Here is a 19,097-nt window from a genome sequence, read left to right as displayed (position 1 = left end):
CGACGATGAAGATTGCAGACCAGTTCACGGTCGACGCCCCGATCGATCGGGCGTGGGAGGTGCTCACCGACCTCGAAGGCATCGCACCGTTGCTGCCGGGTGCGCGGATGACGGGCCGCGAGGGCGACGACTACCTCGGCACCGTCAAGATCAAGGTCGGTCCGGTCACGACCGAGTTCGCCGGCCGCGCCTCCTTCGCGGAGAAGGACCCGCAGTCCCACACCGCGGTGATCGATGCGCGCGGCAGGGAGAAGCGGGGCAGTGGCAATGCCACTGCCACGATCACGGCCCGCCTGCACGAGGACGGCGACGCGACGCGGGTGACCGTCGACACCGACATGAAGGTGGTCGGCAAGCTCGCCCAGTTCGGCAGCGGGATGATCGCGCAGGTGTCGGCGAAGCTGATGGGGCAGTTCGCGTCGTCGCTCGAGGACAGGCTCTCTGCGGAGACCTCGCGGTCGGAGACGGGGTCGGCCACGGGGTCGGCCACGCCGACCCACGCGGACGGCGTCACTCCGGTGTCGCCCCTGACCGGCGTCGTCGCCGTCGAACCGGAGGTCGAGCCGATCGATCTCGTCGAGCTGTCCGGGGTGGGTGCCGCCCGCCGGTTCCTACCGTGGCTCGCGGCGGCGGTCGCGGCGGCCGTCGTCTTCACCGTCCTGCGGTCGCGTCGGCGGTGACGCCGTCGGGCATTCCGGCGCCCCTGTTCCGCGGGGTGGACCTCGCCGCGTTCGCCGTCGCGCTGGTGACGCGGGCCCGGTCGTCCGGGGTCGCGGTGTCGGCGAGTGGGGCGGCCCGGTTCACAGAGGCGCTGCGGGTGTGGCCACCGACCGACCGGCGTCGGCTCTACTGGACCGCTCGCGTCACGCTCGTCGGCCGCCAGATCGACCTCGACCGGTTCGACGCCGTCTTCGCGGCGGTGTTCGCCGACACGGTGCTCCCGCTCGACCCGGCGGCCCGCGCCGCCGACCGGCAGGCGCCGCGGCACCGGCCCGCCGGACCCGAACCCGGTACCTCCGCACCCGGGCGCGACGCGGGGGAGGGCCCGACCGCCCCACCGTGGGTGACGCGCCAGGGCGTGCCGGACGACGCGACCGCCCCCGTCGCCGACGCGGCCGGGATCTGGATGCGGCTGCCGAGCCCGCGCGAGGATCTCGCCGGCGAGGCGTTCGGTGCGTTCGACGACGCGGATCTGCGGGCGCTCGGTCGTGGGCTCGAGGCAGCCCGACGGCGGTGGCCCACCCGGCCGAGTCGCCGCCGCGAGCCACACCGGCACGGTCGGGTGGATCTGCGCGCGACGATGCGCCGCGCCCGCCGCACCGGGTTCGAACCGATCCGGGTGGCGCGGGACCGGCCGCGCTCGCGTCCCCGCCGGATCGTGCTGGTGTGTGACGTGAGCCGATCCATGCGCGGATACGCCGACGCCTATCTGCATCTGATGCGCGCTGCCGTGCTGCGCTCCCGCCCCGGCGACGCGGAGGTGTTCGCGTTCTCGACCCGGCTCACCCGCCTGACCCCGACGCTCGCGCACCGCAGCGCCGAGGTGGCCGCGGAGCGCGCGACGGAGCGCGTCGTCGACCGATTCGGCGGCACCCACATCGCCCGGAGCCTGGACGCACTGTTGTCCTCGCCACACGGTTCGGCGCTACGCGGCGCTGTCGTGATCATCGCGTCGGACGGCTGGGACAGCGACGATCCCGCCGACCTGGAGCGCGCGGTGGCGCGGGTCGGCCGCCGCGCCCATCGGCTCGTGTGGCTCAATCCCCGCGCCGCCCAACCGGGTTTCGAACCGGTGGCGGGTTCGATGGCGGCGGCGCTGCCGTACTGCGACGAGTTCCTGCCCGCGCACACCGTGCGGGCGCTGGCCGAGATGCTCGAGATCGTCGGCGGTCCGCGAGCACTCCGGGCGCCGCGACTGAGGTGAGGCACGAGTCCGACAGATTGTCGTAGGTCCTACCCTGGTAGCCATGGCAACACCCGTGCGTGAGCAGACCGAGCACGCTCCCGTTCCCTCGTCCCGTCCCGGTTCCGGCCTGTTCTTCGCGGTCAGTGGCGTCCTCGCCGGCCTCGTCGCCGCCCTGGTGGTCGCCATGTCGGCGTCCCAGGCGCTGGTGCTGATGGGCATCCCGGATCCGGGCCCGCTCACCACGTACGGACTACCGGCCCTGCGCGCGGTCAGCGAGATCGCCGCCGTGATCGCGATCGGTTCGCTGCTGTTCTCGGCGTTCATGGTGCCGCCACAGAAGACGGGCGTCCTCGACGTCGACGGTTACCGCGCGCTGCGCACCGCCTCTCATGCCGCCTTCGTGTGGGCACTGAGTGCGGTCGTCATGGTGCCGCTGACGCTGTCGGACACGTCGGGTCAGCCGTTCTCCGAGGCCGTCAAGCCGTCGAACCTGTTCTCGGCGATCGGGCAGGTCGAGACCGCCGTCGCGTGGCAGTGGACCGCGATCATGGCCGTGGTCCTGGCGATCGTGTGCCGGATCGCGCTGCGCTGGTCCTGGACGCCGTTCCTGCTGGCGCTCGGCGTCGCGACGATGATGCCGCTGGCCCTGACCGGGCACTCGTCCTCGGGTGGCTCGCACGACGTCGCCACCAACAGCCTCATCTGGCACCTCGTCGGTGCCGCCTTCTGGGCGGGCGGACTGTTCGCGCTGCTCGCGCACGCCCGCCGTCGCGGCGCCTACACCGACGTCGCCGCCCGGCGCTTCTCGTTCGTCGCGACGATCTGCTTCGTGGCGATGGCCATCAGCGGCGTCGTCAACGCCCTCGTCCGGGTGCCGCTCGACGACCTGTTCTCCACCACCTACGGGCGCCTGATCGTCGCGAAGATCGTCGCGCTGGTGGTGCTCGGTGTATTCGGCTTCCTCCAGCGTCGACGCGCGCTGCCCGCGCTCGCCGCCGACCCGGAGTCGCGGGGCGCGCTCGTCCGGTTCGCGGGTGCCGAGGCCCTCGTGTTCGCCGCGACGATCGGCATCGCCGTCGGACTCGGCCGCACCCCGCCGCCCCCGCCGTCGTCGGTGCCGACGCTCACCGAGGTCGAGCTCGGCTACAACCTCGACGGTCCGCCGACCTTCGCGAAGCTGATGCTGGACTGGCGCTTCGACCTGATCTTCGGCACCGCCGCGATCATCCTCGCCGTGCTCTACTTCGTCGGTCTGCGGACCCTGCGCAAGCGCGGCGACAGCTGGCCGGTGGGCCGGACCATCGCGTGGTTCGCCGGCTGCCTGGTTCTGCTGATCGGGACGTCGTCGGGTGTCGGCCGGTACGCGCCGGCGATGTTCAGTGTCCACATGGGCGCCCACATGGCGCTGTCGATGCTGGCCCCGGTGCTGCTGGTGCTCGGTGGACCGTTCACGCTCGCGCTGCGCGCGATGCGCCCCGCCGGCAAGGACGGTGTCCCGGGCCCGCGTGAGTGGCTCCTCGCCTTCCTGCACAGCCCGATCTCGCGCTTCCTCACCCACCCGCTGGTGGCGTCGGTGATGTTCGTGGGCGGCTTCTACGCGCTGTACCTCGGCGGCATCTTCGGCGCCAACGTCGACAGCCACACCGCGCACCTGCTGATGAACGTGCACTTCATCCTCAGCGGCTACCTGTTCTACTGGGTCGTGATCGGCGTCGACCCGTCGCCGCGCCAGCTGCAGCCCATCACCAAGCTGGCGATGGTGTTCGGCTCGCTGCCGTTCCACGCGTTCTTCGGCATCGCGCTGATGAGCATGGGCGAGGTGATGGGCGCCACCTTCTACCGGTCGCTCGGCCTGGAGTGGAACACCGACCTGCTCAACGATCAGCAGTTGGGCGGTTCGATCGCGTGGGCCACCGGCGAGGTCCCGCTCGTGCTCGTCATGCTGGCGCTGCTGGTGCAGTGGTCGCGCAGCGACCAGAAGACCGCCAAGCGTGTCGACCGCGCCGCCGAGCGCGACGACGACGCGGACCTGGCCGCGCACAACGCGATGTTCGCCGAACTCGCCCGGCGCGACCGGGAGGGTGGGCTGTAGGCACCGTCGACACCGTCGCGGACGTGATCGCTCCCGCCGTACCGGCGGGAGCGACCACGGACATCGGTCAGGACGCGCTGGGGACGGCTACGCCGTTCCACTCGCTGCAGGTGAGGGTGCCGTTCGGGTGCAACCGGGCTTTGACGATGCCGGTGTTGTCGAGCGGGTTGGACACCGCGAAGTCCGCGGTGATCTCGTTGCTACAGGTGGCGGGAAGCATCACACCGAAGACCCCGCCGTGGGCGACGACGACAGCGGTCCCCCGGTCGTTGCGGTGCTGCCGGAGGAAGCCCTCCCACCAGGTGTTCCAGCGCGCCTCGATCGCGCGATAGCCTTCGCCGCCGAAATCGTTGTCACGTTCCTCGCCGTTGACCCACTGCCTCACGATGTTGCTGAAGTACGCCGTCTGTTCGGCCGGCGGCACCTCGGCGGGAGCATGGAACGCGATCTCTCGGAGGTTCTTGTCGGCGAGCACCGGCACGTTGTGATCGGACGCGACGTTGTCACCGGTCTGGAACGCCCGCAGCATCATCGAGGTGTGGACCGCGTTGACCGGCGCATCCTCGAGCTTCTCGGCCAGCGCTGCCGCCTGTTCGATGCCCAACGGAGACAGTTCCTCCTCCGGCTGTGGGTAGGTGGTGTGGCCGTGGCGCACGAAGAGGATGTCGTACCCCGCCGACGGGTCGACCGCGGTGGAGCCGCTGCCGATCGGCCATGACACGCTCGAGTTGCTGTCCGGCCGCGCCGCGGCGACGGACCCGGTGACGAGCGGGAGCGAGACGAGAACGGTGGCCGCGGCGGCCAGGGTGGCGTGAAGTCTGAGTCGGCGGGACATGGAACCTCCAGATCGGTCATGGACAGGGGCCCGCCGCGGCGTCGTGTGACAGACGCCGCGGCGGCGACACCAGCATGAACAGCATTCGGAGTGTGACGAAGACAACATCCCGTTGCGTGGGAACTGTCGGAACGATGAATTCCGTTAACTCGGAACGGAATTGAACGATCGTCCAGGCTTTCGTGACAGCGGCGCGCAGGGGGTGCGTCCCGGGGACAGCTCGTTCAGTGGCACGTCGACCGGTTCGCGAGCCGCAGCTTGTATCACGCGCCTCCGACGGAAAGCCTCGGCGACCGGGCGGTCCGGACGCCGCTGTGGATGCCACTTCGGTTCATCCACAAACACGCTCGCAGGCGTGTTCAAGGCCTGATCCACGGCACAGTCGAATGCATCGTCCCGACCGGGGCGGTGCATTCGCCGTCTCGGGACCTTCCCGCGGCGGCCGGCCGAGGGGGACAGCGATGTACGAGACGCACGGCACGGTGGTGGGGACCGTGATCACCGATCCGATCAAGCGCGAGACAACGTCCGGCGAGGAGGTGATGAGCTTCCGGATGGCGAGCAACGTCCGCCGGCGCGACCGCGAATCCGGCGAGTGGGTGGACGGCGGAACGCTCTACCTGACGGTGAGCTGCTGGCGCCGGCTCGTCCAGGGCGTGGGGGCGTCGCTGATGAAGGGCGACCCGATCATCGCCCATGGTGAGCTGCGCACCAACGAGTACAAGACCCGGGACGGTGAGTCGCGCTCCGACCTCGAGATGCGGGCCGCGGCGATCGGGCCGGACCTCGCGCGCTGCAGCGCCCGGCTCGACCGGTCGGGGCGGACCCGGACCGCCACGGCCGGCGACGAAGTCGAGGGCGAGGCGACACCTGAACCGGAAGGCCTCGACGGGGAGGGCGGCATCGTCGAGGAACGGGCCGAAGCACTCGCCGGGTAGTCGGTCACGTTCGACGTTTCGCCGGGCGAACCCTCTCACGGTCTGCGACAGTGGCTTCACGCCCAGGCCGAGCGGAAACGAAAGCCCGAGGGAGCGAACATGCGTCGATCGATCAGTGAGTCACTGCGTCGGGCAACCGCGGTGGGGGCGGTTGCCGCCCTCGCTGCACTGGTGCCCACTACGGCCTCGGCGGGCGGAGTGTCCGCCGAGGCCGCACCCGGCAGGGTGCAGTCGGTCGAGTCCCTGCCGCCCGGTCTCGGGCTGCAGGGCACCGCCCGCGAGTACCGGATCACTTACACCACACGCGATGCGGCCGGGCGTCCCGCAGAGAGTTCCGGGGTGGTGTTCGTGCCGCAGGGCACACCGCCCGAGGGCGGGTGGCCGGTGGTGTCGTGGGCGCACGGCACGGTCGGGCTCGGCGACGCCTGCGCACCCTCGCGGAACCCGCGCTCGCAGCGGGATTCGAACTATCTGGGGCACTGGCTGTCCCAGGGATACGCGATCGTCGCGACCGACTACATCGGACTCGGCACGCCCGGTGTCCATCCCTATCTGGAAGGGGCGTCCGAGGCGACCGCGGTGATCGACATGGTGCGGGCGGGGCGGGCCGTTGTGCCCGAGCTGTCGCCGCGGTGGATGGCGATCGGCCAGTCGCAGGGCGGACACGCGGCGCTGTTCAGCGCGCACGAGGCGACGCGCTACGCACCGGAACTCGACTTCCGCGGCGCGGTCACGACCGGTGCGCCGTCGAACCTGGAGACGGCGTTCTCGATCGGCGGCCCGTGGATTCCGCCGCTCGGGTTGGACGGCCTGACGGTCTTCGCCACGTACATCCTCGCAGGAATGCGCGCGACGATGCCGCAGGTCGATGTCGACAGCTACCTGACTCCGCGCGGCCGGGAACTCGTCGACGCCGCCGAAACCCTTTGCTACGACGAACAGGCCGAGGCGGTCAAGGGTGTGTCGGTGGGCGAGCTGTTGACAAGGTCGCTCGGCGATCCCGCGATGCACGCGGCGATGACCGAGTATCTGGGCGTGCCCACCAGCGGCTACGACCGGTCGCTGTTCATCGCGCAGGGCCTGCTCGACACCGTGGTGCCGGCGCCGCTGTCGTTCAAGCTCATCGCCGACCTTCGTCTGGCCGGGGTCGACGCCACCTACATGACCTATCCGACCAACCACGACGGGACGATGGCGGCGTCGCTGCCGGACTCGACGCCGTTCGTCCGGCAGCGACTGTGACCTGTCGTTCGATCAGGGGCGGCGGTCAGGTCAGGTGAAACTGCAGCCCGGGGCAGTGGGCACGTCGTCGAACCGGTCGAGGAGGTAGCGAACCGGGGTGCCGTCGAGGTACGCGTCGGCGATCAGCGGTCCGAAGTGGTTCCCGAAGGTGGTACCCGGTGCCAGCGGCGGCAATTCATTGGTGCGGAACGTGACGTTCGCGCCGCGCTCGCACCAGTCGACGGCCAACTGGCGGGCCTGACCGTACGGGACGGTGTCGTCGTTGCGGCCGCTCGAGACCAGGACCGGAACTCGCGGTGCGACGGTGCCGATGCGTTGGTCGCGCAGAACCTGCAGTGCCGCGGGCACCTCGCGGAGGTTGTCGATCAGGGGCCGGCCGTCGTCGGTGAAGTTGCGCGTCTGCAGGAACGGCCGCTTCGTGATGATGTCGGCGATGCACTCGTTCCCGATGCCGTCGAGCGCGGCCTGGCCTGCCGGGCTCAGTCGCTCCTGCACCACCGACCGCAGTTCGGGGTAGCGGGCGACGAAGCCGTTGACGGCGAAGCCGATCGCGCCGCCGATGAGGTTCCCGTCGATCTGACCGAGCACCTGCTCGAGATCCGCGGTCGGACCGCCCGCCCAGACGCCCTTGATGTTCAGTTCCGGCGCATACGACGGCGCGAGTTCCGCGGCGGCCGCGGTCGCCCCGCCGCCCTGCGAATAGCCCCACAGCGCAAGCGGTGTCGTGTCGCTGCCGGCCAGCGTGTTCGCCGCCCGTGCCGCGTCGAGCACGGCATGTGCCTGCTCGACCCGGTTGACGTAGGTGTGGGTGCCGGGCGTGCCGAGGCCGATGTAGTCGGTCACGAACACCCGCGCCCCGAGCGCCGACCACACCCCGGCTGACACCGCCTCCTGGTTGGCCGACAGGAACAGCGGATCCAGGCCGGCGTTCAGACCCGTCGAGAAGGCCCGGGACATCGCGCACTGGTCACCCTGCCCGGACGTGCCGGGCGCGATGACGACGGTCGGCCGCGGACCCTGACCACGCCACGGGTGCGTGCTGTCGATGAAGGTACCGGTCACCGCGGTCGGCGTGCCGTCCTGCAGGCGGGAGGTGTACATCACGAGTTGTGCTGCGGCAGGCCAGCTCCCGTCGGATTCGGGGACCGTGGCGAAGATCGGCAGCGGTTCGCTGCGGACGACGCCGCGGGGGGCGTCCGGCAACTGCGCCGGCGGCGCGTAGAAGTCGGGGGCGGGAGCGGCCGCGGCCGGACCCGGTGCGGCGAGGACGAGTGCGGCCGCGGCGCTGCTCACCAGCGCGGCGACGGCGGCCCGGCCACGCTTTTCGAGAGACATGTTCATGGACTGGTCTTTCGGTCGGGGGATGTGCGCGGACGGGTCAGATGACCGTGCCGACATCGCGCGCGACGATGCGGTCGAGCGCGCGTTCGGCCACGGCGGCGATCGTCATGGAGGGGTTGCACGCCGCGGTGTTGCCGGGCATGAGGGCGCCGTCGAGCACGTACAGCCCGCGCTGGCCGTGGACCCGGCCTTCGAGGTCGCAGACCGTGTCCATGCAGGCACCGCCCAGCGGATGCCACGTGGACGGCACGATCGCGTTGGTGTCGGTGAGGATGCTCGTCGGGCCGGCGATCGCGCGGACCGTCCGGTCGATGTGACCGCTCTGGACGGCCCAGTCGCCCTCGTGCGGCCAGCGCAGCACCGCGTCGTTCACGGCCGGGTCGTACTCGAACCGGCCGCGGCCGTCGCTCACGCCGTAGCCGACGAGCATGGTGCTGCGCACGTCGACCGACAGCGACGGGATGGACGCCTGGATCACGGTGTGCGCGGTCGCGGGATCGTCCCAGTTGAGGCTGCCGTAGACGACCGGGCCGCCCTGCGCGAGACCGAACTCGCGGTCCGGGGTGGTCCACACGTAGATCCGGTCGGCGTTGGTGCCCCAGCCGCCGCCGAGGCCGTCGGGCAGGTCGGGGATCCGCCCCTGCGCCGCGGCCCGGACCAGCATCTTGGTGGTGTTGAGGCTGCCGGCGGCCATCACCAGCGCGTTCGTGGTGAGGATCTTGTTCTCGAGCACACGGCCCGTGGTGTCGATCCGGTTGACGTACACCGTCCAGCGGCCGTCCGGTGCGCGTTCGACGTCGGTGACCTCGTGCAGTGTCTGCACCGTCACCTTCCCGGTGGCCTCGGCGGCCGCGATGTAGGTGACATCGACGGAGTGCTTGCCGCCGTTGTTGACGCCGAGGGCGCCGTCACCGTTGGTGTACGACGGCCGCATCGCGCCGCGCAACTCGTCGAGGGCGTAGTTCCAGTCGATCGGCATCGGGATCTTCGACAGCGGCAGCCCGGCACGTTCGACGTTCTGCGCGAACGTCCGCGGCGCGAGGTAGCTGGGGCTGTCGACGAGTTCGTCGGGCGCGACCGCGAGTTGCAGCATGCGGGCGACGCGGGGGTAGTGGACGCGGTCCATCTCGGACCAGTCGATGCCGCCGGGGAAGTGCGAGCTGAACACGGCCTCCGACGGCTGCAACGACATCCCCTGGTAGATCAGGGAACCGCCGCCGACGCCCGCCGCGCACAGAGCGGTGATGTTGTCGCCCGGAACCGCCTCGACCAGGCCGGTGAACGGCTCGACGAGAACCGGGCGGCCGAACAGTTGCGGCACGGACCGGTACCAGAGTGCGCGCTTGTCGGGTGCCGTCGGACTCGGGAACGTCGAGGCGTTCGGCCCTGTGGGCCAGCGGATCCCGCGTTCGAGGACGGTCACCGGCACGCCCGCCTCCGCGAGGCGCAGCGCGGTCACGCCGCCGCCGAAGCCGGAACCGATCACGATCACCCGGTGGTCCTCGCGGATGACCGGAACCCGGTCGACGCGCGCCGCGATGCCAGCGGCGGCACGGGCGGCGCCCGGCGCGGCCAGCGCGATTCCCGCGGCCGCGGCGGCGGTCAGGAACGACCTTCTCTTGATTTCGGACACAGCACATCCCCCCAGTTCGAAAAACAGTGGTCGGCAGCAGTCGAAGGGTCCCTCGACGCGCTGTAGGCGCACGAAGGGTCCCTTCAGCCCAGGGCGGACGGGTGGTCGGCCGCGCGGAGTGATCCGTCTCACTCCGGAGAGCGAGCTAAAACTAGACACCTGTCGACCGAACTGTCAAGAAGTTGGGTGGTGTCCGGCGCCTACGGGTCGAGCGTCAGTGCCGGCCCGAGCCAGCGCGTGAGGAAGCGGCGCAGGTCGTCGTCGGCGTGCAGGGCGTCGTCGTCGAAGAAGACGACCGACAGGGCGAGGTGCAGGGTGATCTCGACGATGTCGTCGAGGCGGTCGGTCAGGCGCGGCTCGCGCTCGACGAGCGGCGAGAGGAGTTCGTGGGCAATAGGTTTGGCGCGGGAGATCATGCCAGGGTCGAACAGTGGATTGCCGTCCCCGGCGCGGAGCAGCGCACCCAGGACGGGGACGTCGCGGATCACGGCGCGTCCAGTGACGACGAGTTCGACTACGTACTCGACGGGGGAGTGCGTGGCCGCGAGCCGGGCGCGGATGTCGCCGAGCACCTCGACGACGACGCCGGCGATCGCCTGCGAGACGAGGTCCTCGCGCGAGCCGAAGATGGAGTACACGGTCTGCCGGGTGACACCCGCCGAGGCGGCCACGGCGGCGATGTTCACACCCTCGAAGCCGGCGCTGCCGATCAGGTCGAGAGTGGCGTCCAAGATCTTCTTCCGCGACCGCACCGCGCCATTATCGGGCACCGGTCGCGCGCGGGGGAGAGCCCGGGGCCGGGCGCGGTAGGCTGGCGGTCGAGTCGTACGTTCTCGCAGCCGTTGAGCTGCACTTTTCCAGTCCAGATTGGAGCCTTTGGGTGGCTGAGTTCATTTACACGATGAAAAAGGTGCGCAAGGCGCATGGCGACAAGGTAATTCTCGACGACGTCACCATGAGCTTCTACCCGGGCGCCAAGATCGGTGTGGTGGGCCCGAACGGCGCCGGTAAGTCCAGCATCCTGAAGATCATGGCCGGTCTGGACCAGCCGGGCAACGGCGAGGCGTTCCTCGCTCCCGGTGCCTCGGTCGGCATCCTGATGCAGGAGCCGCACCTCGACGAGACCAAGACGGTTCGCGAGAACGTCGAGGAGGGCCTCGGCGACACCATGGTGCAGCTCAAGCGCTACAACGAGATCGCCGAGCTCATGGCCACCGACTACTCCGACGAGTTGATGGAGGAGATGGGCACGCTCCAGGAGAAGCTCGACCACGCCAACGCGTGGGAGATCGACTCGCAGCTCGAGCAGGCGATGGACGCGCTGCGCTGCCCGCCGCCGGAGGAGATGGTCACGCACCTCTCCGGTGGTGAGAAGCGCCGCGTCGCGCTGTGCAAGCTGCTGCTGAGCAAGCCCGACCTGCTGCTGCTCGACGAGCCCACCAACCACCTCGACGCCGAGTCGGTCCTGTGGCTCGAGCAGCACCTGGCCGCCTACCCGGGCGCCATCCTCGCCGTCACCCACGATCGGTACTTCCTCGATCACGTCGCGCAGTGGATCTGTGAGGTCGACCGCGGCCGCCTGTACCCGTACGAGGGCAACTACTCCACCTACCTGGAGCAGAAGGCCGCCCGCCTCGAGGTGCAGGGCAAGAAGGACCAGAAGCTGCAGAAGCGCCTCAAGGAGGAGCTCGCCTGGGTCCGGTCCGGCGCCAAGGCCCGCCAGTCCAAGAACAAGGCGCGCCTCGACCGCTACGACGAGATGGTCGCGGAGGCCGAGAAGCACCGCAAGCTGGACTTCGAGGAGATCCAGATCCCGACCCCGCCGCGCCTCGGCAACGTGGTCGTCGAGGTGGAGAACCTGGACAAGGGCTTCGACGGCCGCATGCTGATCAAGGACCTGTCGTTCACGCTGCCGCGTAACGGCATCGTCGGCGTCATCGGCCCCAACGGTGTCGGTAAGACCACGCTGTTCAAGACCATCGTCGGACTCGAGGAGCCGGATTCCGGCACCGTCAAGGTGGGCGAGACGGTCAAGCTCAGCTACGTCGACCAGAACCGCGCCAACATCGACCCGGCCAAGACGGTGTGGGAGGTCGTCTCCGACGGTCTCGACTACATCGAGGTCGGCCAGAACGAGATGCCGTCGCGTGCGTACGTCAGTGCGTTCGGCTTCAAGGGCCCGGACCAGCAGAAGCCGTCGGGCGTGCTCTCCGGCGGTGAGCGCAACCGCCTGAACCTGGCGCTGACCCTCAAGGAGGGCGGCAACCTGATCCTGCTCGACGAGCCGACCAACGACCTCGACGTCGAGACCCTCAGCTCGCTGGAGAACGCGCTGCAGGAATTCCCCGGCTGCGCCGTCGTGATCTCGCACGACCGCTGGTTCCTGGACCGGACCTGCACGCACATCCTCGCGTGGGAAGGCGCCTTCGGCGACAACGAGGCCGCTTGGTACTGGTTCGAGGGCAACTTCGAGGCGTACGAGGAGAACAAGGTCGCCCGCCTCGGTGCCGACGCGGCCCGTCCGCACCGGGTCACGCACCGCAAGCTGACCCGCGACTGACCTCGTGTCGAACCAGGTCTACAGCTGCGACGTCCAGGTGCGTTGGGGCGATTCCGATCGTCTCGGACACGTCAACAACGCGCGCGTCGTGGAGTACATGCAGGAGGCGCGGTCGCTCTTCCTGATCGAGGGTGCGGCGTCGCTGGGCGCCGCACCCCGCGCGGTCGTCGTCCGCAAGATGGACGCCGAGTTCCTGAGTCCCATCACCGATGCCTCCGGCCCGGTCCGGGTGGAGGTGTCGGTGGTCCACGTCGGCACGTCGTCGTTCACGCTGCGGCACGTCGTCAAGGACACGGCCGGCAACGTCTGTGCAAAGGGCGACGCGGTCATGGTGGGCTTCGACGCCCGGGCCGAGACGTCCCGCGTTCTGTCCGAAGCCGAGCGCGAGGTGCTCGGCCGCTACCTGCCGGCCACCACGCCCGCGTAGCCCCGGCCCGGACCCGGCCGTATCGGAGTTCCGCGCGACTCGGGGTCGCCGCGGTTAGGCTCGCCATTGAGCCAACCGCGGTGACCTCGAACAGGGACGGAGCGTCGCGATGACGGATTCTGTGGATTCCGACTGGTCTCTCACGCTGCCCGCCGATCTGCGGGCCTGCATACCGGACGTGACGACGGTCTATTTCCGTCACACCTCCGCCGGCGAACCCGACAGCGTCCTGGCCCGTCACGCGGACGCGATCATCCGCGAGCACGTGCTGCTCGCCGCCCGGCGCGCGCCGGGCGAAGCGGTCACCCGCGTCCACCGCCCGTCCGACGGCACCGGCGTCGGCGCCGCTCTGCAGATCGTCGCCGACGACATGCCGTTGCTCGTCGAGTCCGTGACCGCGCTGCTGGGCCGACTCGATGCCTCGATCAGCGAGGTCGTCCATCCGATCCTGGGCGTCCGCAGGGGCCCGGACGGCACGCTGGAACAGATCCTGGCCGACGTCCCGATCCGCGACCTCCCGAGTGACGCCCTCGCGGAGTCGTGGATGCACGTGCAACTGCATCCCGCCACCGAGGACGAGGTGCTCGACGCGCTCGAGTCGTCGATCTCCGACGTGCTGTCCGACGTCGGGCAGGTCGTGGCGGACACTGATGCCATGCGCGCGCTGCAGCTCGCACTCGCAGCGGAACTCGATGTGCGAGCGGAGAATCCGCCGCCCGGGCGGTCTGCCGACGAGTTGCGCGACTGTGCCGACCTGTTGCGCTGGCTCGCCGACGGCCACTACACGGTGCTCGGCTACCGCCGCTACGAATGTCGCGACGATCGGAGCACCCGCCGGATTCCGGAGAGCGGACTGGGCGTGCTGCGATCGGATGCTCATGCCGACGAGCACATCAAGATTCCCCTGACAGTGGACATTCCGGATCGTCCGCTGTTGGTGTTGACGCAGGGCTCGGCGCCCGCCACGGTGCACCGGTCGGTGTATCCCTACTTCGTGGGTGTCAGCATCCTCGACGACGACGGTTCGATCGTCGGGGAGCACCGATTCCTCGGGGTGTTCACGGTGACCGCGCTGCACGAGAACGTCCTGGAGATTCCGGTGATCGCGCGGCGGGTGCGCACCGCGATCGAGCGCGCGGGTTTCGGCATCGACTCCTTCTCGGGCCAGGCGATGCTCGAGGTCGTGCAGTCGTTTCCTCGCACCGAACTGTTCTCGATCGACGCCGACGCGCTGCTCGAGACGATGACCGCGGTTCTCAACATCGGACTGCGCCGCCAGGTGCGGTTGTTCATGCGCGAGGACAGTTTCGAACGTTTCGTGTCCTGTCTGGTGTACCTGCCGCGGGACCGCTACACGACCCGGGTGCGCCTGGCGATGCAGCAGATCCTGCTCGACGAGCTGGGCGGCGGATCGCTCGACTATACGGCCCGGGTGTCCGAGGGAGACCTCGCGATGCTGCACGTGACGATCCGGAAGCCGCCGGGCGCCCGGGACGGCCGCGTGGACACGTCGGAAGCGAACCGGCTCCGGATCCAGGGGTTGCTCGCCGAGGCGAGCCGCAGTTGGGGCGACCATTTCGCGGACGCCGTCGCGGCCGATCCCGACGTGGACCCCGCCGTGGCCGCGAAGTACGCGGCCGAGCTTCCCGAGGGCTACAAGGAGGACTTCGACGCCCTGGAGGCGCTCGTCGACATCAGTCGGTTCGAGGGCCTCGATGCCGACTCGATCGACATGCGGATCCACCACGACGTGCCGGCTCCGGCGTGGCGGTGGCAGTTCGCGCTGTACTTCGCGGGCGAGGGAATCTCGTTGTCCCACGTACTTCCGGTGCTGCACAGTCTCGGCGTCGAGGTGCTCGACGAGCGGCCGTATGCGGTCCGACGCCCGGACGGACTGCAGTGCTGGCTGTACGAATTTGGAATCGCGGTTCCCCCGGAATTGCGTGACGCCGCCGGGGTGGGTGACGGCGGGCCCGACGCACGGTTGCGCGATCGTCTCACCGACGCCTTCACTGCGGTCTGGTACGGGCGGTGCGAGGCGGACCGGTTCAACGAACTGGTGCTGCGTTCCGGCATGGACTGGCGGCAGGTGTCGGTGTTGCGTGCGTATGTGAAGTACCTGCGGCAGGCCGGATTCGCCTACAGCCAGGGGCACATCGAGTCGGTGGTGCTCGCGCACCCCGAGGTGGCCCGGTTGCTGGTCGAGTTGTTCGAGGCGATGTTCGACCCGGACTCGGCGTCGCCGCAGCGCTCGAAGGGCCTGGAGCGGGATCTGCGTACCGCGATCGACTCGGTCGTCAGCCTCGACGTCGACCGCATCCTGCGCGCGCTGTTCGGTCTCGTGCGGGCGACGCTGCGCACCAACCACTTCGTGCAGGGCGCCGACGGGGTCTCGCGGAAGTTCCTCTCGCTCAAGTTCGAGCCCGGGCGCATCGCCGAACTGCCGAAGCCGCGGCCACAGTTCGAGGTGTTCGTGTACTCGCCGGACGTCGAGGGCGTGCACCTACGGTTCGGTCCGGTGGCGCGCGGCGGGTTGCGCTGGTCGGATCGCCGCGAGGACTTCCGCACCGAGATCCTCGGGCTGGCGAAGGCGCAGGCGGTCAAGAACGCGGTGATCGTCCCGGTGGGGGCGAAGGGCGGCTTCGTCGTCAAACAACCGGTGGCGCCGACGGGCGATCCGGCCGTCGACCGGCAGGCGGTGCGCGACCAGGGCGTGGCCTGCTATCGCACGTTCATCTCCGGGCTGCTCGACATCACCGACAACGTCGATCGGGTGACCGGCGCGGTGGTGCCGCCCGAGCGGGTGGTCCGGCGGGACGGGGACGACACCTACCTCGTCGTCGCGGCGGACAAGGGCACCGCCACCTTCTCCGACATCGCCAACGGCGTCGCCGCCGAGTACGGGTTCTGGCTCGGTGACGCGTTCGCGTCCGGAGGCTCCGCGGGCTACGACCACAAGGAGATGGGCATCACCGCCCGCGGCGCGTGGGAGAGCGTCAAGCGGCACTTCCGGGAACTCGGAATCGACGTGGCGGCAGACGATTTCACGGTCGCCGGGATCGGCGACATGAGTGGCGACGTGTTCGGCAACGGAATGCTGCTCAGCGAACACATCCGACTCGTCGCGGCGTTCGACCACCGGCACATCTTCCTCGACCCGACCCCGGATGCGGCGCGCTCCTTCGCCGAGCGCCGGCGCATGTTCGCGCTGCCGCGCTCGTCGTGGGACGACTACGACCGCTCGCTGATCAGCGAGGGCGGCGGCGTGTACGCGCGGACCGCGAAGTCGGTGCCGATCAGCGCGCAGGTGCGTGCCGCGCTGGGATTGGGCGACGACGTCACCGAGCTGTCGCCGCCGGATCTGGTCAAGGCCGTGTTGAAAGCGCCGATGGACCTGCTGTGGAACGGCGGCATCGGTACGTACGTCAAGGCGGCGTCCGAGTCCGATGCGTCGGTGGGGGACAAGAGCAACGACGCGGTCCGCGTGCACGGGGCCGACGTGCGGGCCCGGGTGATCGGGGAGGGCGGGAACCTCGGCGTGACGCAGCTGGGGCGCATCGAGTACGCGCTGAGCGGCGGCAAGATCAACACCGATGCGATCGACAACTCGGCGGGCGTCGACTGCTCCGACCACGAGGTCAACATCAAGATCCTGCTCGACTCCGTCGTCAGCAACGGCGACCTCGCGATCGCGGATCGGGACCCGCTGCTCGCGTCGATGACCGACGAGGTGGCACGACTGGTGTTGGCGGACAACATCGCCCAGAACGATCAGCTCGGCATGTCGCGCGCGAGCGCACCTCAGATGTTGGACGTGCACCGCCGCCTGATCGCTACCCTCATCACCCGTCACGGACTCGACCGCAAGCTCGAGGCGCTGCCCACCGAGGCCGAGTTCAACCGGCGGGCGCAGGCAGGCGGCGGACTCACCTCGCCCGAGTTGGCGACGGTGATGGCCCACGTCAAGCTGGCGCTCGAACAGGAACTCCTGGACACCGAACTGCCGGACAGTGACTTCTTCGCGGCCCGCCTGCCCGGCTACTTCCCCGGGCCGCTGCGGGAACGGTTCGCGCCGGCGATCCGGGCACACTCGCTGCGGCGGGAGATCGTGGCGACGATGCTGGCGAACGAGGCCATCGACAACGGCGGGATCACGTACGCGTACCGGCTCGCGGAGGATGCCGGCGCGTCGAGCACCGACTCGATCCGCGCCTACGCCGCCGTCACCGAGATCTTCGAACTCCACGACGTGTGGTCGAGGGTCGGCACGGCCGACATCCCGTCGGACGTGTCGGACGTGCTGATGCTGCAGTCGCGGCGCGTGCTGGACCGGGCGTCGCGCTGGTTCCTGTCCAACCGGCCGCAGCCGATCGCGGTGGGCGCCGAGATCAGCCGCTACTCGACCGAGTTCCGCCGACTCGCCCCGAAGGTGCCGGGCTGGCTGCGCGGGCACCACCTCACCGACCTCGAACGGCGATCGCACTCGGCCATCGCGGACGGTGCCCCGCGGGAACTCGCCCTCGAGGTGTACCGGCTGCTGGATCTGTTCTGCCTGCTCGACATCATCGACGTCGCCGACATCTGCGAGCGCGACGGCGAGGAGGTGGCCGAGCTGTACTTCGCGCTCGACGCGCACCTGGGCATCGACTGGCTGCTCACCGCGGTTTCCGACCTCGCCCGCGGAGACCGGTGGCATTCGCTGGCCCGGCTGGCGCTGCGCGACGACCTGTACGGCTCGCTGCGCTCGCTCACCCTCGAGGTCCTCGTCGGCGGCGAACCGGACGAGACCCCCGAGGAGAAGATCGACTACTGGGAGTCCACGAACGCCTCGCGACTCGCCCGATCGAGGTCCGCGCTCGCGGAGATCTTCGAGTCTGGAACGCTGGACCTCGCGACGCTGTCGGTGGCGGCGCGTCAGGTACGCAGCATGGTGCGGGGTGTGGGCACCAGATCGGAGGTCGGAAGGTGAGCGGTTCCCAGGAGGCCGTGCACAACGGGAAGGCCGTCGGCGCCGAGCCGGTGGGATTCCACACGCGCGTCGTGGTCCGGTGGTCGGACATGGACGCGTTCCAGCACGTCAACCACGCGCGGATGGTGACGCTGCTCGAGGAGGCGCGGATTCCGTGGCTGTTCGAGGACGGTGCGCCGACCGTGACGTTGCGCGACGGCGCCGTGATCGCCGACCTGCGGGTGCGCTACCGCGGCCAGCTCCGCCACCAGGACAGCCCGCTCGACGTCCTGATGTGGGTGGAACAGATTCGGGCCGTGGACTTCACGATCGCGTACGAGGTGCGGCGCGGGGGAGCGGCGCCGTCGACCCCGCCGTCGATCGTGGCGTCGACGCAGATCGCGGCCTTCGACATCGGCACGCAGCGGCTGCGCCGGCTGACGCCGTCCGAGCGGGGATACCTGGAGTTGTGGAAGCGTGCCTGAGCGGGTTCTGACGATTCCCGAGCCGGCGGATCGCGCGGATCTCGCGGTGTTCGTCGGGCGGGCGATCCACCTCGACGAGGCCGCGGTCATCCGGATCAAGCGCCGCAGCGACGGGCGGGTGTCGGTGTGGGCGCCAACGGGATTCGACGCCCTGGCGACCCGCGTCGTGTCCGGGGACATCCGTCCGGCGGACACCACTGCGGCCGGCGACGTGCTGTTGCAGGCGCTCGGCGGGGACTCCGGGGAGATCGACCCGGGATTCGCGATGGACTCGGCGTGGCGCGGCGCCCTGCCGCCGGAATCGGGCTTCGTCCACGTGGACGACGTACCGGCCCGGGTCCTGCTCGGGTTGGCGCAGCGCGGCGCCGCGCTGGCCAAGGAGCACGGCAGCGCGCAGGGACCGCCCACGTCGCTGCTCGACCAGAAGGTGCTCGAGGTGACGGGCGGCGGCACCGAGGTGGCGGTGTCCATGCGAACGGTGTTCGCGCTCACCGGAATGGGTTTCGTGCCGCTCGCCGATGGCCGTCCGGCCGCCGCCGACACCGACCTCGACGCGATCGCCGAGAGCGAGATCGTGCGGGTGCGGACGACGCCGTCGTGGCTGCGGCTCGACGCGCGGTTCGGCTCGGTCTACGCCCGCCGGGCCGGTGCGATCCCGCTGTTCACGACGTAGGCGTTTGCGCCGTAGGT

14 protein-coding genes are annotated in these 19,097 nt (G+C 69.9%); 10 read left to right on the top strand and 4 right to left on the bottom strand.

The genetic code is table 11. The features are described from left to right. Positions 1–5 precede the first annotated feature (5 nt). Genes LCL87_RS16930 through LCL87_RS16920 form a run of 3 tightly spaced genes read left to right on the top strand, consistent with a single transcriptional unit; the run spans position 6 to position 3,998 of the window. Positions 6–680: an SRPBCC family protein gene (locus tag LCL87_RS16930; protein ID WP_225021677.1), complete on the top strand. Its 675-nt coding sequence runs from the start codon at positions 6–8 to the stop codon at positions 678–680. After that, positions 677–1,924 carry a vWA domain-containing protein gene (locus LCL87_RS16925; RefSeq protein ID WP_510850790.1) on the top strand — a complete coding sequence of 416 codons (1,248 nt, stop codon included), beginning with the start codon at positions 677–679 and terminating at the stop codon, positions 1,922–1,924. Before LCL87_RS16930 ends, LCL87_RS16925 begins: the two co-directional genes overlap by 4 nt. A gap of 43 nt (positions 1,925–1,967) precedes the next feature. Continuing rightward, positions 1,968–3,998: a cytochrome c oxidase assembly protein gene (locus LCL87_RS16920; protein ID WP_225021675.1), complete on the top strand. Its 2,031-nt coding sequence runs from the start codon at positions 1,968–1,970 to the stop codon at positions 3,996–3,998. A gap of 67 nt (positions 3,999–4,065) precedes the next feature. On the opposite strand, the gene LCL87_RS16915 is transcribed toward LCL87_RS16920, so the two are convergent. Further along, positions 4,066–4,833 (bottom strand): histidine phosphatase family protein, encoded by a 768-nt coding sequence (locus LCL87_RS16915; RefSeq protein ID WP_225021673.1) that lies wholly within the window; start codon positions 4,831–4,833, stop codon positions 4,066–4,068. A gap of 461 nt (positions 4,834–5,294) precedes the next feature. On the opposite strand from LCL87_RS16915, the gene ssb reads away from it, so the two are divergent. Both ssb and LCL87_RS16905 read left to right on the top strand, forming a co-directional pair. Next, entirely contained in the window at positions 5,295–5,771 is a 477-nt protein-coding gene (gene ssb / locus LCL87_RS16910; protein ID WP_225021671.1) for a single-stranded DNA-binding protein, read from the top strand. A gap of 99 nt (positions 5,772–5,870) precedes the next feature. Continuing rightward, positions 5,871–7,013 (top strand): lipase family protein, encoded by a 1,143-nt coding sequence (locus LCL87_RS16905; RefSeq protein WP_225021669.1) that lies wholly within the window; start codon positions 5,871–5,873, stop codon positions 7,011–7,013. 30 nt (positions 7,014–7,043) lie between these two features. Here LCL87_RS16905 and LCL87_RS16900 read toward each other — a convergent pair whose 3' ends face one another. From LCL87_RS16900 to LCL87_RS16890, 3 genes are all read right to left on the bottom strand, one after another. Next, positions 7,044–8,354, bottom strand: a complete 1,311-nt coding sequence (locus tag LCL87_RS16900; RefSeq protein WP_225021667.1) for a lipase family protein — start codon at positions 8,352–8,354, stop codon at positions 7,044–7,046. Positions 8,355–8,391: 37 nt separating this feature from the next. Beyond that, positions 8,392–9,987 (bottom strand): GMC oxidoreductase, encoded by a 1,596-nt coding sequence (locus LCL87_RS16895; RefSeq protein ID WP_225021665.1) that lies wholly within the window; start codon positions 9,985–9,987, stop codon positions 8,392–8,394. 200 nt (positions 9,988–10,187) lie between these two features. Further along, on the bottom strand, positions 10,188–10,739 hold the full coding sequence (locus LCL87_RS16890) for a TetR/AcrR family transcriptional regulator (RefSeq protein WP_225021663.1): 552 nt from the start codon (positions 10,737–10,739) through the stop codon (positions 10,188–10,190). Positions 10,740–10,867: 128 nt separating this feature from the next. On the opposite strand from LCL87_RS16890, the gene ettA reads away from it, so the two are divergent. The 5 genes from ettA to LCL87_RS16865 all read left to right on the top strand — a co-directional run bounded on the left by ettA (position 10,868) and on the right by LCL87_RS16865 (position 19,080). Next, positions 10,868–12,547, top strand: coding sequence for an energy-dependent translational throttle protein EttA (gene ettA, locus LCL87_RS16885; RefSeq protein WP_225021662.1), 1,680 nt, complete (start codon positions 10,868–10,870; stop codon positions 12,545–12,547). Between the two features lie 4 nt (positions 12,548–12,551). Beyond that, entirely contained in the window at positions 12,552–12,974 is a 423-nt protein-coding gene (locus LCL87_RS16880; protein WP_225021660.1) for an acyl-CoA thioesterase, read from the top strand. Positions 12,975–13,083: 109 nt separating this feature from the next. Further along, complete coding sequence (locus LCL87_RS16875) at positions 13,084–17,943, top strand: NAD-glutamate dehydrogenase (protein WP_225021659.1); 4,860 nt, start codon at positions 13,084–13,086, stop codon at positions 17,941–17,943. Then, positions 17,940–18,407 carry an acyl-CoA thioesterase gene (locus tag LCL87_RS16870; RefSeq protein ID WP_510850789.1) on the top strand — a complete coding sequence of 156 codons (468 nt, stop codon included), beginning with the start codon at positions 17,940–17,942 and terminating at the stop codon, positions 18,405–18,407. The genes LCL87_RS16875 and LCL87_RS16870 overlap by 4 nt, the downstream gene beginning before the upstream one ends. Then, positions 18,400–19,080, top strand: coding sequence for a DUF8010 domain-containing protein (locus LCL87_RS16865; RefSeq protein ID WP_225021657.1), 681 nt, complete (start codon positions 18,400–18,402; stop codon positions 19,078–19,080). Before LCL87_RS16870 ends, LCL87_RS16865 begins: the two co-directional genes overlap by 8 nt. Positions 19,081–19,097 lie beyond the last annotated feature (17 nt).

It is taken from the genome of Prescottella equi (genome assembly GCF_020171745.1).
Taxonomy (GTDB): Bacteria; Actinomycetota; Actinomycetes; order Mycobacteriales; family Mycobacteriaceae; genus Prescottella; species Prescottella equi_A.
Note: the sequence above shows the minus strand (reverse complement) of the source record. Positions and strands in the feature narration are given on the sequence as shown.

Bases quoted from the DNA above. Each gene is read 5' to 3' on its own strand.
- LCL87_RS16930 (WP_225021677.1), top strand. From the start codon at position 6: ATGAAGATTGCAGACCAGTTCACGGTCGACGCCCCGATCGATCGGGCG.
- LCL87_RS16920 (WP_225021675.1), top strand. From the start codon at position 1,968: ATGGCAACACCCGTGCGTGAGCAGACCGAGCACGCTCCCGTTCCCTCG.
- LCL87_RS16915 (WP_225021673.1), bottom strand. From the start codon at position 4,833: ATGTCCCGCCGACTCAGACTTCACGCCACCCTGGCCGCCGCGGCCACC.
- ssb (WP_225021671.1), top strand. From the start codon at position 5,295: ATGTACGAGACGCACGGCACGGTGGTGGGGACCGTGATCACCGATCCG.
- LCL87_RS16905 (WP_225021669.1), top strand. From the start codon at position 5,871: ATGCGTCGATCGATCAGTGAGTCACTGCGTCGGGCAACCGCGGTGGGG.
- LCL87_RS16900 (WP_225021667.1), bottom strand. From the start codon at position 8,354: ATGAACATGTCTCTCGAAAAGCGTGGCCGGGCCGCCGTCGCCGCGCTG.
- LCL87_RS16875 (WP_225021659.1), top strand. From the start codon at position 13,084: ATGACGGATTCTGTGGATTCCGACTGGTCTCTCACGCTGCCCGCCGAT.